The sequence below is a fragment of the Serratia sp. TSA_7 genome (genome assembly GCF_052692135.1).
Window position 1 is genome coordinate 84,872 of the sequence record NZ_JBQZFU010000008.1, and the last position, 16,021, is coordinate 100,892.

The following is a 16,021-nucleotide window of genomic DNA, read 5'->3' on the forward strand; positions in this document are numbered from 1 at the left end:
TCCGTATAATATTCAACGTTTCATCAGGTTGGTGAGGTTCACGGGTGCAAGATGGGGATAGCATGAGCACAATAGTGTTGATATTGGCCTTAGTGCTTGCCTGCCTGATTGCCGCCGGCCTGTATCTTTGGTTTAAAGCCCGCAATCAGCCGATGCTGACACGAGCCCTGCCCTTTATCAAACCCACGCACCGCAAACTGTCCGGCGAAGAACGCATGGCTGTTGAGCACTACCTCAGCCTGCAGAATATGCTCAGCAACAAGCTGTTGCCCGGCAGCAGCCCGTCGCTGCCGTCCGCCAAACTGGCGCTGACCCCGCAGAGCGATAACGTTTATCCCGTCACCCACGCCATTACCCGTTATGGGCTGGCCAGCGATGAACCCAATAAGTGGCGCTATTATCTCGATGCCGAAGAAGTGCATCTGCCGCCGTTCTGGGAACAATACATCAGCGCCGATAACCACGTGGAAGTGATAAAAACCCAGACTCTGCCACTGGTCATTTCACTCAATGGGCATTCGCTGAAAGATCATATCCACGATCGGCCGCAACCGCCGGTAGTGACGGCAACGCCAACCAAAAACGCCTCGATCCGCAAGGAAGAAAGCGAACACGTCGAGTTGGTGAACATCCGCAAGGAAACCCCCGAAGAACACACGCTGAATCGCCCGAACGGCATCAAGGAAGCCGGCATCATCTCCGCCGCCCTGCTATTGCTGTTTTTCAGCCTGATAAGCCCGGTGTTGGTCATCCCCTGGATGATTTTCGTCGCCGTGCTGACCATCGCCTGGGGTTGCTGGAACCTGTTCCGCCAGCCGGCCGCGCGTGAACTGAAAGAAGTGCACTGCCTGCGCGGCACCCCAAAACGTTGGGGACTGTTTGGCGAATCCAATCAGGGGCAGATAAGCAACATCTCGCTCGGTATCATCGATCTGATTTACCCGCCGCATTGGCAGCCTTACATCACCCAGGATCTGGGGAAAACCACCGACGTAGATATCTACCTTAACCGTCAGGTGGTGCGTCAGGGGCGCTTCCTTTCGCTGCACGATGAGGTGAAAAACTTCCCGCTGCAGCAATGGGGCAAAAACGCGGTTCTGATGGCCAGTTCGTTGCTGATACTGGTGTTACTGCTGACCTACATCCCGCTGAGCCTGCCGCTGAAGCTGAGTACGGCCTGGCTGCAAGGCGCGCAAAAAATTGAGGTGACCAATGTGCAAGCGTTGGAAGGCACAACCTTGCGCATCGGGGACCAATTGAAAGCCCAGGGTAACGGTATGTGTTATGTGCCACCGCTGGCCAACGGCACAAACGCCTCCAACTTTATGCCTTTCGACTGCTCGGGGATTTACTGGAACACCGCCGCACCGCTGCCGCAACCGGAGTCGGAAGTCATCGACAAGGCCTCGGCGTTGCTGGCGGCGGTGAATACCCAGTTGCATCCTGAAGTTGCCGAACAGAAGCTCAACCCGCAACTGGCCAGCGCAATTGAAAAGTCGGGCATGATACTGCTGGATGATTTTTCCGGTATCGTGCTGAAAACGCAGGATCTGTGCCAAGCGGAAAATGACTGTGTCCGGCTCAAGAATGCGCTGGTGAACCTGGGCAACGTCAAAAACTGGAATACCCTGGTGAAACGCGCCAAATCAGGCTCGCTGCAAGGGGTTAACGTCCTGCTGCGGCCGGTGAGCGCCGAATCGCTGGAAAGTCTGACCAAAGTTGCCGCCTCCTCGTTCGTGTACAACGAAACCCGGCAGGCCGCAGCGGCGCTTAACAGCCCGCCACCGGGCGGTTTCCTGATCAGCAGCGATGAAGGCAAACAGTTGGTGAACCACCCGCAGCCGGCAGTGCCGTTAAACGAATACAATGCGCTTGAGCAGTGGAATGAACTGCAACGCCTTGCCGGCATGTTGTTGCATACGCCATTCGAAGCCCAGGGCGTCATCACCAACATCAGCGTCGACGCCAACGGCACCCGCCACATCGCGCTGCATAGCGAACCGGATATGATCACCCTGTGGCGCTATCTGGGCACCAGCCTGCTGTTGCTGGCGGTCACGGTCATTCTGGGTTACAACGCCTGGCGGTTCGCGCAGCGCTATCGTCTCAACCAGCACCGCATCGCCGATATCCAGCGCTACTACGAAAGTTGCTTTAACCCGCAGCTTACCCCAATGTCATTGCGGCCGATGGCCTGAGTCACTCGCCGATTTCGGCCCTGTCATCAGCTTATGCTACGCTAACGCTATTATCCTTATCCTGCGGACCGCCGACGGTTCGCCTATGGAGTTTTCATGGTTCCCGAGTTTGACTGGCATGAGATCGACACCGTCCTGCTGGATATGGACGGCACCCTGCTCGATCTGGAGTTCGACAGCCATTTTTGGTTGCGTCTCGTGCCACAGGCATTAAGCGAACAACGCGCTATCCCGCTCGACGAAGCAAGCCAGATTATTCATCAGGAATATGTGGCGGTGCAGCACACCATGAATTGGTACTGCTTCGATTACTGGAGCGAACGGCTCGATCTGGACATTTATCGCATGACCAGCGAAGTGGGCAACCGCGCTCGTCTGCGCGAGGATACCGAGCCCTTTTTACAGGCCTTACGCGCGGCCGGCCATCAGACTATTTTGCTGACCAATGCCCATCCGCACAGCCTGGCGGTAAAAATCGAGCATACCGGTTTGGATAAGCACCTTGATTTATTGCTTTCCACCCACACATTTGGTTATCCGAAAGAAGATCAGCGTTTGTGGCAGGCCGTTCAGCAGCACACCGGTTTTGATCCGCAGCGCACGCTGTTTATCGATGACGGCGAGCCTATTTTGGACGCCGCCCGCAGTTTTGGCATTCGCTACTGCCTGGGCGTACAGAACCCGGATTCCAGCATGGCGGAGAAAACCTTCCGGCACTATCCGTCGATGCGCGACTACCGCCTGTTGATACCGGCGCTGGAAAAGGGCAAACGATGAAAGAAAAAGCAACGCGGGACGACGCGGTCCGGCTGGACAAATGGCTCTGGGCGGCTCGTTTCTATAAGACCCGCGCGCTGGCGCGGGACATGATCGACGGCGGCAAGGTGCACTACAACGGACAGCGCGGCAAGCCGAGCAAAATTGTCGAGATCGATGCAGAGATCAGACTGCGCCAGGGCAATGAAGAACGCACGGTGATCGTGCTGGCCCTCACCGGCCAACGGCGCGGCGCCGACGAGGCGCAGCAAATGTATCAGGAAACCGAGGCCAGTATCGCCAACCGAGAGAAAATGGCGATCGCGCGCAAGATGAATGCGTTGACCATGCCGCACCCGGACCGCCGTCCGGACAAGAAAGAGCGGCGCGACCTGATTAAATTTAAATTTGGTGAGCAGGAATAACCCCTCGCCGCAATGAGAGAAAACTATGTCCAACCATGACCAATTGCACCGTTACCTGTTTGAAAACTACGCGGTGCGCGGTGAGCTGGTTACCGTCAGCGAAACCTATCAGCAGGTTCTGAACAATCACGACTACCCGGCGCCGGTACAAAAGCTGTTGGGTGAACTGCTGGTCGCCACCAGCCTGCTGACGGCAACCCTGAAGTTCGACGGCGACATCACCGTGCAAGTGCAGGGCGACGGTCCACTGAAGCTGGCGGTGATTAACGGCAACAATCGCCAGGAAATGCGGGGCGTGGCGCGCGTGCAAAGCGACATTGCCGACGACAGCACGCTGCATCAGATGATTGGCAACGGCGTCATGGTGATCACCATCGCGCCTACCGAAGGCGAACGCTATCAGGGCGTGGTCGCGCTGGAAGGCGAAACTCTGGCCGAGTGCCTTGAAGCCTACTTCCGTCAGTCCGAGCAGTTGCCAACCCGCCTGTTCATTCGTACCGGCGAGTCAGAAGGCAAACCGGCTGCGGGCGGTATGCTGTTGCAGGTACTGCCGGCGCAAGACGGCAATGCCGATGATTTCGATCATCTGGTGCAACTGACCAACACGGTGAAAAGCGAAGAACTGTTCGGCCTGCCGGCCAATGAGGTGCTGTATCGCCTGTACCATCAGGAAGAAGTCACCCTCTACGAACCGCAGGACGTGATCTTCCGTTGCACCTGTTCACGCCAGCGCTGCGCTGACGCCCTGATTACGCTGCCGGCCGAAGAAGTGGCTCAAATGCTGGAGCAGGACGGCAATATCGATATGCACTGTGACTACTGCGGCAATCACTATGTCTTTGACGCCGTGGATGTTGCAGCGCTGTACACCGGTAACACCGGCGAAAGCGAACAGTTGCACTAAGTAATACCTCGTATCGGCGGGTGCACCCTGCACCTGCCGGTTTTCCCCGTTTGCACGCTTGCTTTTTTCCGTGGACTATCTCTCAGATCGTAACGAAAAACCGCCTAAAACGTTAATTATTTGATACCTATCGCGGTTACGCACTGCTGAATCCCTACAATTGGCGCCAGAAATTCTGTGACCAAGGAGTAGTGACATGCGTGTTAAAGGTATAACCCCTCAGGAGCTGGCCGCTTATGGCATTCATAACGTCGGCGAAATCGTTTACAACCCGAGTTATGAACTGCTGTTCAAGGAAGAAACAGACCCGTCTCTGGAAGGTTTTGAACGTGGGGTCGTGACCAAGTTGGGCGCCGTATCCGTCGACACCGGTATTTTTACCGGCCGTTCCCCGAAAGATAAATACATCGTCCGTGACGACATCACCCGCGACACCGTCTGGTGGGCCGATCAAGGTAAAGGCAAAAACGACAACAAACCCCTCAGCCCTGAAATCTGGGCAGACCTGAAACAGCTGGTCACCACGCAGCTCTCCGGCAAACGTCTGTTTGTTGTAGATACTTTCTGCGGCGCCAACGCCGACTCCCGCCTGAAAGTACGCTTTATCACTGAAGTAGCCTGGCAGGCACACTTCGTGAAAAACATGTTCATCCGCCCGTCTGACGAAGAGTTGCAGGATTTCGAGCCGGACTTCGTGGTGATGAACGGCGCCAAGTGCACCAACCCGAACTGGCAGCAGCAGGGTCTGAACTCGGAAAACTTCGTCGCTTTCAACCTGACCGAACGCATGCAGCTGATTGGCGGCACCTGGTACGGCGGCGAAATGAAAAAGGGTATGTTCTCGATAATGAACTACCTGCTGCCGTTGAAAGGCATCGCTTCCATGCACTGCTCGGCCAACGTGGGCGAGAAAGGCGACGTGGCCGTGTTCTTCGGCCTGTCCGGCACCGGCAAAACCACCCTGTCCACCGATCCAAAACGCCAGTTGATTGGCGATGACGAACACGGCTGGGATGACGATGGCGTATTTAACTTCGAAGGTGGCTGCTACGCCAAAACCATCAAGCTGTCTGAAGAAGCCGAGCCGGAAATCTATCACGCCATCAAGCGCGATGCGTTGCTGGAAAACGTTGCCGTGCTGGCAGACGGCACCATAGACTTCAACGACGGTTCGAAAACCGAGAACACCCGCGTTTCCTACCCGATCTACCACATCCACAACATCGTCAAGCCGGTTTCCAAAGCAGGTCATGCCACCAAGGTGATCTTCCTGACTGCGGACGCCTTCGGCGTGTTGCCGCCGGTCTCTCGCCTGACCGCGAACCAGACTCAGTACCACTTCCTGTCCGGTTTCACCGCCAAACTGGCCGGTACCGAGCGCGGCGTGACCGAGCCAACCCCGACCTTCTCCTCCTGCTTCGGCGCAGCCTTCCTGACGCTGCACCCAACGCAGTATGCTGAAGTGCTGGTAAAACGCATGCTGGCCGCCGGCGCGCAAGCCTACCTGGTGAACACCGGCTGGAACGGCACCGGCAAACGCATCTCCATCAAGGATACCCGCGGCATTATTGACGCCATCCTCAACGGTGAAATCGATAAGGCGGAAACCATTACTCTGCCAATCTTCGATCTGGCGATGCCGACCTCACTGCCGGGCGTCAACCCGGCGATTCTGGATCCACGCGCTACCTACGCCAACCCTGAGCAGTGGCAGGAAAAAGCGCAGGATCTGGCCGAGCGGTTTATCACCAACTTCGACAAATATACCGATACGCCTGCGGGCGCAGCGCTGGTCAGCGCCGGTCCAAAACTGTAACCTTCTCTTTTTACAGCTTCAGCTAAGGCGTGGATTCCACGCCTTTTTTTATTTTTAACGGTTGTTTTTTATCCAGATAAGCGCGATGATAATGCAGTGCAATCATTGACAGCAAAGGAGATTTCAATGGCTACCATAACCGTCAGAAATCTGGACGATGACATAAAGGAATTGCTGCGTATTTCGGCAGCGAAAAACGGCCACTCCATGGAGGAGGAAGCACGCATGATTTTGAAACAGGCTCTGGTGAAAAAACCGCCTCGCTATGGGCTGGGCACCTGGATGCATCAACATTTCGCCGAGTTGGGTGGCGTTGAGCTGGTGATCCCACCGCGTGATAAAACACCGCCGCGCATTGTCACCTTTGACGATGAAGATGACCAACCATGATCATTCTCGACACTAACGTGATTTCGGAGACACTGCGTCCCGGCCCACATTACAACGTGATCAAATGGCTGAATGAAAAAGACAACGACGAGCTTTATCTGAGTGCAATTGTCGTTGCCGAGCTGTTCAGCGGCGTCGCCTGCATGCCTGATGGGAAACGGCAGCTTGAGTTAAAACATAAACTGACCGAAGCAATGCAGATAAGGTTTGACGAACAAATTCTGCCATTTGATGCGCTTTGCGCCATGCGATATGGGGAATTGATGGGTAGAAACCAGCGTTTGGGAAGGGTAATGAGCACACCCGATACGCAAATAGCTGCCACTTGCCTGCATTATGGCGCCACATTAGCTACTCGTAACACCAAAGGCTTCGCCCATTGCGGAATTGAGTTGATTGATCCTTGGCAGGCCGCTACCGGCCGTCGCCTGCATGAAGAAGCGGCGGAATACTACGTGATGAGCAGAAAACCCTGACGAGGCCGCAGCGAGGCGGCCCTCTGTCAGCAGGTATCATGCGTTCTCTTTCGCCGCCTGATGCCCATTGGCCGACTCTTTTTTCTCCATCGGCAACGGAATATAAGCCCTGATCAACAACCCGCCGCGTTCGCTGGTGCCGATATCCAACGCGCCGTGATGGCCGTCGATAATGCGCTGTACGATAGCCAGACCAAGCCCGGTTCCGCTGGTGCTGCGCGCACTGTCGCCGCGGACAAACGGCTGCAGCAGGTGTTTCAGTTCTTCAGGCTTGATGCCCGGGCCGTCGTCCTCCACCTGGAACCAGCCGCGTTGCAGTTCACGCCCGCTACTGACCTTGATCCAGCCGTTACCGTAACGCGCCGCATTCACCACCATGTTCACCGCCGCACGCTTAATCGACAGCGGATGCACATTCATCATCAGTTCACCCGGCGCAATGGCGGTTTCGATCACCCGCTCATAGCCGCTCTCGGCCGCCACGACTTCGCCCAGAATCGAGTTCAGATCGCTGAGCTCGGTTTGCATCTCCTGGCCGGTGCGCAGATAGTCGATAAACTGCTCGATGATGGCGTTGCACTCTTCGATATCTTTATTGATCGACTCCGCCAGATAGCCATCTTCGGCGCTCATCATCTCGGTCGCCAAGCGGATACGCGTCAGCGGCGTGCGAAGATCGTGGCTAACGCCGGCCATCAGCAGCGTGCGGTCGTCGGCCAGTTGCTTGACGCCCGATGCCATCTGATTAAAGGCCCGCGTCACCGAACGCACTTCCGAAGCGCCGTATTCACGCAGCGGCGGCGGGATAATGCCTTTACCGACCTGCAAGGCCGCGTGCTCCAGCTCCACCAGCGGCCGGTTCTGGATGCGGATAAACAGCCAGGCGCCGCCGATAGCCAACAGCATAATCGCCAGGGTATAGCGGAACAACGGCGAGAAATCGCCCTGGTGAATTTCAGTTAGCGGAACCCGCACCCAGATATCAGGTTGCAGCCAGGTTTTCAGCCACACCACCGGTGAGTTCTTGTTCACTTCCACCCGTACGTCGGTCGGCCCGCCGAGCTGCTGCGCCATCTGTTGGCTGAGGAATTGGTAGTGCTGCGCCCAGCGCAGGCCGCTCTCCTCCGCCGCCGAGTTGGTGTACAGAGAAATCCCCAACTCGCGGTAAATTTCACGGCGAAACGCCGGCGGCACTTCCAACAACGTGCCATCTTCCAACTGCAACCGATCGGTCATCAGCATACGGACTTCGTAGGCCAATACCTTGTTGAACTGCTGCAAGCTGGGCAGGATGGCGAAGTTCAGCACCACCAGATAGGTCGTCACCAGGCTGACGAACAGCAAGGTGACGATCAACAGCAGGGTTCGGGCAAACGAGCTACGCGGTGAAAAGCGCAATCGTCTCATGCCTTGCTGCCGTCCGGGACGAAGACGTAGCCAAGACCCCAAACGGTCTGGATATAGCGTGGATGTGCCGGATCTTCTTCAACCATGCGGCGAAGACGGGAAATTTGCACGTCGATGGAGCGTTCCATCGCGCTGTATTCACGGCCGCGCGCCAGGTTCATCAGCTTGTCGCGCGAAAGCGGTTCACGCGGGTGGCTCACCAACGCCTTCAGCACCGCAAACTCACCGCTGGTCAATGGCATAGGCTCATCTTCGCGGAACATTTCACGGGTGCCCAGATTCAGTTTGAATTTGCCGAAGGCAATCACCGCTTCTTCCTGCGAAGGGGCGCCTGGCAGTTCGTTGGCCTGGCGGCGCAATACCGCACGGATGCGGGCCAGCAGTTCACGCGGGTTGAAAGGTTTTGGGATGTAGTCGTCGGCGCCGATTTCCAGCCCAACGATACGGTCGACTTCTTCGCCTTTGGCGGTCACCATGATGATCGGCATCGGGTTGCTCTGGCTACGCAGACGGCGGCAGATGGACAGCCCATCTTCACCCGGCAACATCAGGTCCAACACCATCAGGTGGAAAGATTCACGAGTCAGCAAGCGATCCATTTGCTCAGCGTTGGCGACGCTGCGAACCTGAAAACCCTGTTCGGTTAAATAACGCTCTAAAAGCGCACGCAGGCGCATGTCATCATCGACGACCAGAATCTTATGATTCTCTTGCATTGTATTACTCCCAAAGGCTTTATTGCCTGACGTGAATATTGTTAAAAAACCCTGTCATTTCGGACAGCGTTTAATGGTATATATTCTAGACGAAATTGTTACAAAGCTTATTCTTTTGCCCATTTATCAACAATTTTCATCAAAATGCCGGCGACCATTCGTCAAAATCCCGATATTTTTAGACTGAATTTGGGATAACGCCGTTAATCGACCAAGGGCGATGCCCCATGAATTTCAAGTTGCAGCCGGGCGGCTGGTTCGGCAGTGTAACTCAGGCGAGGCGATAAAAAACGTCAGCGGTCGGCAATTTTGCGAGCCAATGCTTTATTGAGCGCTTATTGCATCCAGCAACGCCAAGCCAAAGCACCGTCATGCAACCTTTGATATCCCCATAAAGGCAGAAAACAATGAGAACGCAGCTGATAACCCGCGAGGGTTACGACAATCTCAAGCAAGAGCTGGACTTTCTCTGGCGTGAAGAACGACCGGAAGTCACCAAGAAAGTGACCTGGGCCGCCAGTCTCGGCGACAGAAGTGAAAATGCCGATTACCAGTACAACAAAAAACGATTGCGGGAAATCGATCGCCGCGTCCGCTACCTGACCAAATGCCTCGAGCAGTTGAAGATTGTCGACTATTCGCCGCAACAGGAAGGCAAGGTGTTCTTCGGCGCCTGGGTGGAAGTGGAAAATGAGAATGGCGAGTGTAAGCGCTTCCGCATCGTGGGCTACGACGAAATTTTTGGCCGCCGGGACTACATCTCCATCGATTCGCCGATGGCCCGCGCCCTGCTTAAAAAAGAGGTGGGGGATGCCGCCACCGTCAACACCCCGGTGGGCGATGCGCTGTGGTATGTGAATGAGATCGAGTACGTGAAGTAAGATTCGGTTTTTTCCGAGCGGCCGCGCAGGTGGCCGCTGTCCCGCGGAGCTTGCGGCAACGGCCACCCGCGTAACCTCGGCGCATCGGGCAAAGAGGGGCAGCGCCACTGGCATTTTTGCCGATCAATCCGTATAACTGTCCCCCTGTTTCCTAACCGTTCTCAACAGATACCAGACCTATGAATGACCCACTGAGCCGCATTATTGCAACAGAACTGCAGGCCCGGCCGGAGCAAGTTGACTCCGCCATCCGTCTGCTGGATGAAGGTAATACCGTGCCTTTTATCGCACGCTATCGTAAGGAAGTCACCGGGGGCCTGGACGACACCCAACTGCGCCAGCTGGAAACCCGCCTGGGTTATCTGCGTGAACTGGAAGACCGCCGTCAGACCATCCTCAAATCGATCGACGAGCAGGGCAAACTGAGCGAACAGCTGGCGGGGGCGATCAACGCCACGCAAAGCAAAACCGAGCTCGAAGACCTCTACCTGCCGTACAAACCCAAACGTCGTACCCGTGGCCAAATCGCTATCGAAGCCGGTCTGGAACCATTGGCCGACACCCTGTGGCAGGATCCGCAGCAACAGCCGGAACAGCTGGCCGAAGGCTACGTTGACGCCGACAAGGGCGTGGCGGATGTCAAAGCCGCCCTCGACGGCGCGCGTTACATCCTGATGGAGCGCTTCGCCGAAGACGCCGCGCTGCTGGCCAAGGTACGTAACTACCTGTGGAAGCATGCCCACCTGGTGTCCAAAGTGGTGGAAGGCAAAGAAGAAGCCGGCGCCAAGTTCCGCGATTACTTTGATCACCATGAGCCTATTGCCCAGGTGCCTTCACACCGTGCGTTGGCGATGTTCCGTGGCCGCAACGAAGGCGTGCTGCAGCTGGCGCTGAACGCCGATCCGCAGTTTGAAGAAGCCCCGCGCGAAAGCCAGGCGGAGCAAATCATCATCAGCCACCTCGATCTGCGCCTGAATAACGCCCCGGCCGACGCCTGGCGCAAAGCGGTGGTCAACTGGACCTGGCGCATCAAGGTGCTGTTGCATCTGGAAACCGAATTGATGGGCACGGTGCGCGAACGCGCGGAAGACGAAGCCATCAACGTTTTCGCCCGTAACATGCAGGATCTGCTGATGGCCGCACCGGCCGGCATGCGCGCCACCATGGGCCTGGACCCCGGTCTGCGCACCGGGGTCAAGGTGGCGGTAGTGGATGCAACCGGCAAGCTGGTTGCCACCGATACCGTCTACCCGCACACCGGCCAGGCCGCGAAAGCCGCCGCCATCGTCGCCGCACTGTGCATCAAACACAAAGTGGAGCTGGTCGCTATCGGCAACGGCACAGCATCGCGTGAGACGGAGCGTTTTTACCTTGAATTGCAGCAGCAGTTCAGCGAAGTCAAAGCGCAGAAGGTGATCGTCAGCGAAGCGGGCGCCTCGGTGTATTCCGCCTCCGAACTGGCGGCGCTGGAATTCCCGAACCTCGACGTCTCGCTGCGCGGGGCCGTTTCCATCGCCCGCCGTTTGCAGGATCCGCTGGCCGAGCTGGTCAAAATCGACCCGAAATCCATCGGCGTCGGCCAGTACCAGCACGACGTCAGCCAAAGCCAACTGGCGAAGAAGCTGGACTCGGTGGTGGAAGACTGCGTAAACGCCGTCGGCGTCGATCTGAACACCGCCTCAGTGCCGTTGCTGACCCGCGTGGCCGGCCTGACGCGCATGATGGCGCAGAACATCGTCACCTGGCGTGATGAGAACGGGCGCTTCAGCAACCGCGAACAACTGCTGAAAGTCAGCCGCCTGGGGCCGAAAGCCTTTGAACAGTGCGCCGGCTTCCTGCGCATCAACCACGGCGACAACCCGCTGGATGCCTCTACCGTTCACCCGGAAACCTACCCGGTGGTCGAACGCATTCTGGCCGCCACCCGGCAGGCGCTGCAGGATTTGATGGGCAACCCGGCGGCGGTGCGCAGCCTGAAGGCCAGCGACTTCACCGACGACAAATTCGGCGTACCGACGGTCACCGACATCCTGAAAGAGCTGGAGAAACCGGGCCGCGATCCGCGCCCGGAATTCAAAACCGCCACCTTTGCCGAGGGTGTGGAAACCCTCAACGATCTGCAACCGGGCATGGTTTTGGAAGGTTCGGTCACTAACGTCACCAACTTCGGCGCCTTTGTGGATATCGGCGTACATCAGGACGGCCTGGTGCATATCTCCTCGCTGGCGGACAAATTCGTCGAAGATCCGCACACCGTGGTGAAAGCCGGCGACATCGTCAAAGTGAAGGTGATGGAAGTGGATCTGCAGCGCAAGCGCATCGCACTGAGCATGCGTCTGGACGAGCAACCGGGTGAAGGTTCGCCACGTCGCGGCGGCGGCAATGCACCGGCGAAGGATGCCCCCTCCCGCGCGCCGGCCAATAAGGCTAAACCGCGCAACAGTTCACCGGCCGGCAACAGCGCCATGGGTGATGCGCTGGCTGCGGCATTCGGTAAGAAATAGCAGGTACCCGGCATGGCCGGGGCGAATACATTCGCCCCGGTCACTGGCGCAGTGCTGCATACTGAAAGGCCAAAAGTACACAGGGTGGAGCCGGCTCCGTCCTTTCTCAAAAAATAGCGTCGCTATTTTTTGACCCGCCTCAATAAACCCGCTTATTTTTCCTGAGCGATAAACGCCCGGTTTTTAAGCCTGAAAATAACGTCGAATCCCGCTTCATTAACACCGTTATTAACATGGCGTTTTCATTTTGGCATTTCCTGGCGAAACACAAATGGTTAGCGCTCGTATTCCGCAGACAAGATGTTGCCGAATAAACGCCGGCTCGCTGCCATACCCTCTAAAAACCTCTCAATCTGTCGCTAAGTTTTGCAAACCGGAAAAAATCGCCGCAATTACGTAACTGATTTAACTCGCCATTCGCATTTGCACCCCTGCAGACCCGGTGATAGAAATAAAGGCATCAGGCAACCCGATCGTTAAGTGTCGGTGCCATAACCTTTGGTTACCAATACCCCTACTTTTTGTATTGAATACGATAACTATTCTCACTATTATTGCGTTGCGTGTTCACTGCATTACCTCATGGATTGAAAACGTCGGCAGCCTGCGATCCTCATCGCGGCGCTTCGTCTGGAACGTTCTTTTATCGTCATCGGCCCAAGACCAGGGGCTCTGAGAAGGTTATATGCATCTTCAACCTAAACGCTCTTACAAGATTGCCGGTTTCTCCAACGACATCGGCCCGGCCTATCGCCAGAAACTGTTATCGCTCGGCATGCTGCCCGGCTCTTCGTTCGAAGTGGTGCGCGTCGCGCCGCTGGGGGACCCGATAGAAATAAAAACCCGCCGCGTCAGCCTGGTGCTGCGCAGGAAAGATTTGGCCCTGATCCTGCTCGACGGCCAATCCTGACTCTGCGCCCTCTTGCCCCGGCCGCGCCCCACCGCCCGGCTCAATGTCCATTGACTGATATCACGCGAAACGATGAAAAAACTCACTATTGGCTTAATAGGCAACCCCAATTCCGGTAAAACCACGCTGTTCAATCAGTTGACCGGGGCTCGCCAGCGGGTCGGCAACTGGGCAGGCGTGACGGTAGAGCGTAAAGAAGGCCAGTTCACCACGCCGCAATCCCAGGTCAAACTGGTCGATCTGCCCGGCACCTACTCGCTGACCACCATCTCGGAGCAAACCTCGCTCGACGAGCAAATCGCCTGCCACTACATCCTGAGCGGCGATGCCGATCTGCTGATCAACGTCGTCGACGCCTCCAACCTCGAGCGCAACCTCTACCTGACGCTGCAACTGCTGGAACTGGGTATCCCCTGCATCATCGCGCTGAACATGCTGGATATCGCCAGAAGCCAGCAAATCGACATTGATATCGCTGCGCTGTCGGCACGCCTCGGCTGCCCGGTGGTGCCCCTGGTCTCCACCAAGGCCGACGGTATCGGCGCATTGAAGCAAATAATCGACCATCACCGGTTTAACGATCTGAAAGCGTTGGTGGACTATCCACCGGTACTGTTGAAGGAAATGGCCACCCTGAGCGATGCCATGCCGGAGGATCTGCCGACGGAACAACGCCGCTGGCTGGCGCTGCAAATGCTGGAAGGCGACATCTACGGCCACCAATTGGCCGGCAACGCCACCGCCCTGCTGCCTGCCGCCAGGCTAGCGCTGCAACGGCAGCAACAAGAAGATCCTGCGTTGGTGATTGCCGATGCGCGCTATCAGTCGATAGCCACCCTGTGTGATGCGGTCAGCAACTCGCAGCAGGCGATGCCAAACCGCCTGACCGAAGCGCTGGACAAGGTGATCCTCAACCGCTGGCTGGGGGTGCCCATCTTTTTGCTGGTGATGTACCTGATGTTCTTGCTGGCGATTAACCTCGGCGGCGCGCTGCAACCGATATTTGATATCGGTTCGGCGGCGATCTTTATCCAGGGCATTCAATGGCTGGGCTACAGCCTGCACATCCCTGAATGGCTGACGATTTTCCTGGCGCAGGGCGTCGGCGGCGGCATCAACACCGTGCTGCCGCTGGTGCCGCAAATCGGCATGATGTACCTGTTTTTGTCCTTTCTCGAAGACTCCGGCTACATGGCGCGTGCGGCATTTGTCATGGACCGCCTGATGCAGGCACTCGGGCTGCCCGGTAAATCCTTCGTGCCGTTGATTGTCGGCTTCGGCTGCAACGTCCCCTCCATCATGGGCGCCCGCACGCTGGATGCCCCGCGTGAACGCTTGATTACCATCATGATGGCGCCGTTCATGTCCTGCGGTGCCCGGTTGGCGATCTTCGCCGTCTTTGCCGCCGCCTTCTTCGGCCAGGACGGTGCAGGCGTGGTGTTCTCGCTGTATATGCTCGGCATCGTGGTGGCGATCCTCACCGGGCTGGTGCTGAAATACACCATCATGCGCGGCGAAGCTTCGCCGTTCGTCATGGAATTGCCGGTTTATCACGTGCCGCACCTGAAAAGCCTGCTGCTGCAAACCTGGCAGCGGCTGAAAGGCTTTGTGCTGCGCGCCGGGAAAGTGATCGTGATCGCCAGCATCTTCATCGGCGGCCTGAACAGTTTTACGTTCAGCGGCAAACCGGTCGATAACATCAACGATTCCGCGCTGGCGTCGGTGTCCAAAATGCTGACGCCGCTGCTGCAACCCATGGGCGTGCACAGCGACAACTGGCAAGCCACCGTCGGGCTGGTAACCGGGGCCATGGCGAAAGAAGTGGTGGTCGGCACGCTGAACACCCTGTACACCGCTGAACACATCAATAACACCGAGTTTGATGCCGCCAACTTTAACCTTTTGGACGAGCTGAGCGGTGCTGTGGAAGCCACCTGGCAAGGACTGAAAGGCACCTTCAGCCTGAGCGTGCTGTCCAACCCCATCGAGGCCAGCAAGGGCGACGGGGAAATGGGCGTCAGTTCCATGGGCATGATGAGCAGCAAATTCGGTTCCGGCATCTCCGCCTACAGTTACCTGATCTTTGTGCTGCTGTACGTGCCCTGCGTCTCGGTGATGGGCGCAATCGCCCGTGAATCCAGCCGCGGATGGATGACTTTCTCCATTCTCTGGGGGCTGAACGTCGCCTACTCGTTGGCCACGCTGTTTTACCAGACAGCCACCTTCAGCCAGCATCCGCGGTACAGCCTGACGGCCATCGCCATCGTGGCGCTGTTTAATCTGCTGATCCTGTTCTGCCTGCGCCGGGCGCGCAGCCGGGTAACGGTACGTCTGGGCAAGGCTACGCCTGCCGCCTGTTGCCAGGGTGCTCAGGGTAACTGCCACTGATGGCCGGCCTGCTGCAGATCCGCGATGCGTTGGCGCTGCATGGCAGCGCTCAGGCGCAACAACTCAGCCGCCAGTTGGCGACCCCACTGCCGCTGGTGCTGGCGATGCTGGAACGTTTAACGGCGATGGGAAAAGTGGAGCGGGTTGAGCAGGACAACAGCGCCTGCCTGAGCGGCAGTTGCAAAAGCTGCCCGGAGGGCAAGGGGTGCGATACGGTGGTGTATCGGTTAAAGCGCTAAAAACCGGGGCG

The 16,021-nt window shown here is 57.1% G+C and carries 14 protein-coding genes; 12 read left to right on the top strand and 2 right to left on the bottom strand.

Going from position 1 to position 16,021, the window contains the following annotated elements; genetic code table 11:
• The first annotated feature begins 62 nt into the window (after positions 1-62).
• From ACUTQW_RS20785 to ACUTQW_RS20815, 7 genes are all read left to right on the top strand, one after another.
• Entirely contained in the window at positions 63-2,198 is a 2,136-nt protein-coding gene (locus ACUTQW_RS20785) for an intracellular growth attenuator family protein (protein WP_004951338.1), read from the top strand.
• Positions 2,199-2,294: 96 nt separating this feature from the next.
• On the top strand, positions 2,295-2,975 hold the full coding sequence (gene yrfG / locus ACUTQW_RS20790) for a GMP/IMP nucleotidase (protein WP_004951339.1): 681 nt from the start codon (positions 2,295-2,297) through the stop codon (positions 2,973-2,975).
• Positions 2,972-3,379, top strand: coding sequence for a ribosome-associated heat shock protein Hsp15 (hslR, locus tag ACUTQW_RS20795; protein WP_004951342.1), 408 nt, complete (start codon positions 2,972-2,974; stop codon positions 3,377-3,379). Before yrfG ends, hslR begins: the two co-directional genes overlap by 4 nt.
• Before the next feature lie 25 nt (positions 3,380-3,404).
• Positions 3,405-4,283 (top strand): Hsp33 family molecular chaperone HslO, encoded by an 879-nt coding sequence (gene hslO, locus ACUTQW_RS20800; RefSeq protein ID WP_004951344.1) that lies wholly within the window; start codon positions 3,405-3,407, stop codon positions 4,281-4,283.
• A gap of 196 nt (positions 4,284-4,479) precedes the next feature.
• Positions 4,480-6,099 carry a phosphoenolpyruvate carboxykinase (ATP) gene (pckA, locus tag ACUTQW_RS20805; RefSeq protein WP_006328546.1) on the top strand — a complete coding sequence of 540 codons (1,620 nt, stop codon included), beginning with the start codon at positions 4,480-4,482 and terminating at the stop codon, positions 6,097-6,099.
• 126 nt (positions 6,100-6,225) lie between these two features.
• Complete coding sequence (locus ACUTQW_RS20810; RefSeq protein WP_006328547.1) at positions 6,226-6,489, top strand: FitA-like ribbon-helix-helix domain-containing protein; 264 nt, start codon at positions 6,226-6,228, stop codon at positions 6,487-6,489.
• Positions 6,486-6,965 (top strand): type II toxin-antitoxin system VapC family toxin, encoded by a 480-nt coding sequence (locus ACUTQW_RS20815; protein ID WP_006328548.1) that lies wholly within the window; start codon positions 6,486-6,488, stop codon positions 6,963-6,965. Before ACUTQW_RS20810 ends, ACUTQW_RS20815 begins: the two co-directional genes overlap by 4 nt.
• A gap of 36 nt (positions 6,966-7,001) precedes the next feature.
• Here the strand turns inward: ACUTQW_RS20815 and envZ are convergent, their stop codons facing one another.
• Together envZ and ompR are read right to left on the bottom strand one after the other, a co-directional pair.
• Positions 7,002-8,372: a two-component system sensor histidine kinase EnvZ gene (gene envZ / locus ACUTQW_RS20820; RefSeq protein WP_004951358.1), complete on the bottom strand. Its 1,371-nt coding sequence runs from the start codon at positions 8,370-8,372 to the stop codon at positions 7,002-7,004.
• Complete coding sequence (gene ompR, locus ACUTQW_RS20825) at positions 8,369-9,088, bottom strand: osmolarity response regulator transcription factor OmpR (protein WP_004709363.1); 720 nt, start codon at positions 9,086-9,088, stop codon at positions 8,369-8,371. Before ompR ends, envZ begins: the two co-directional genes overlap by 4 nt.
• Before the next feature lie 407 nt (positions 9,089-9,495).
• On the opposite strand from ompR, the gene greB reads away from it, so the two are divergent.
• From greB to ACUTQW_RS20850, 5 genes are all read left to right on the top strand, one after another.
• On the top strand, positions 9,496-9,969 hold the full coding sequence (gene greB, locus ACUTQW_RS20830; protein WP_004951363.1) for a transcription elongation factor GreB: 474 nt from the start codon (positions 9,496-9,498) through the stop codon (positions 9,967-9,969).
• A gap of 179 nt (positions 9,970-10,148) precedes the next feature.
• Positions 10,149-12,473 (top strand): Tex family protein, encoded by a 2,325-nt coding sequence (locus ACUTQW_RS20835; protein WP_020439932.1) that lies wholly within the window; start codon positions 10,149-10,151, stop codon positions 12,471-12,473.
• Between the two features lie 685 nt (positions 12,474-13,158).
• Entirely contained in the window at positions 13,159-13,383 is a 225-nt protein-coding gene (gene feoA, locus ACUTQW_RS20840) for a ferrous iron transporter A (RefSeq protein WP_004951370.1), read from the top strand.
• A 72-nt stretch (positions 13,384-13,455) separates the two neighbouring features.
• On the top strand, positions 13,456-15,771 hold the full coding sequence (gene feoB / locus ACUTQW_RS20845; protein WP_006328552.1) for a Fe(2+) transporter permease subunit FeoB: 2,316 nt from the start codon (positions 13,456-13,458) through the stop codon (positions 15,769-15,771).
• Positions 15,771-16,010, top strand: coding sequence for a FeoC-like transcriptional regulator (locus tag ACUTQW_RS20850; RefSeq protein ID WP_006328553.1), 240 nt, complete (start codon positions 15,771-15,773; stop codon positions 16,008-16,010). Before feoB ends, ACUTQW_RS20850 begins: the two co-directional genes overlap by 1 nt.
• Positions 16,011-16,021 lie beyond the last annotated feature (11 nt).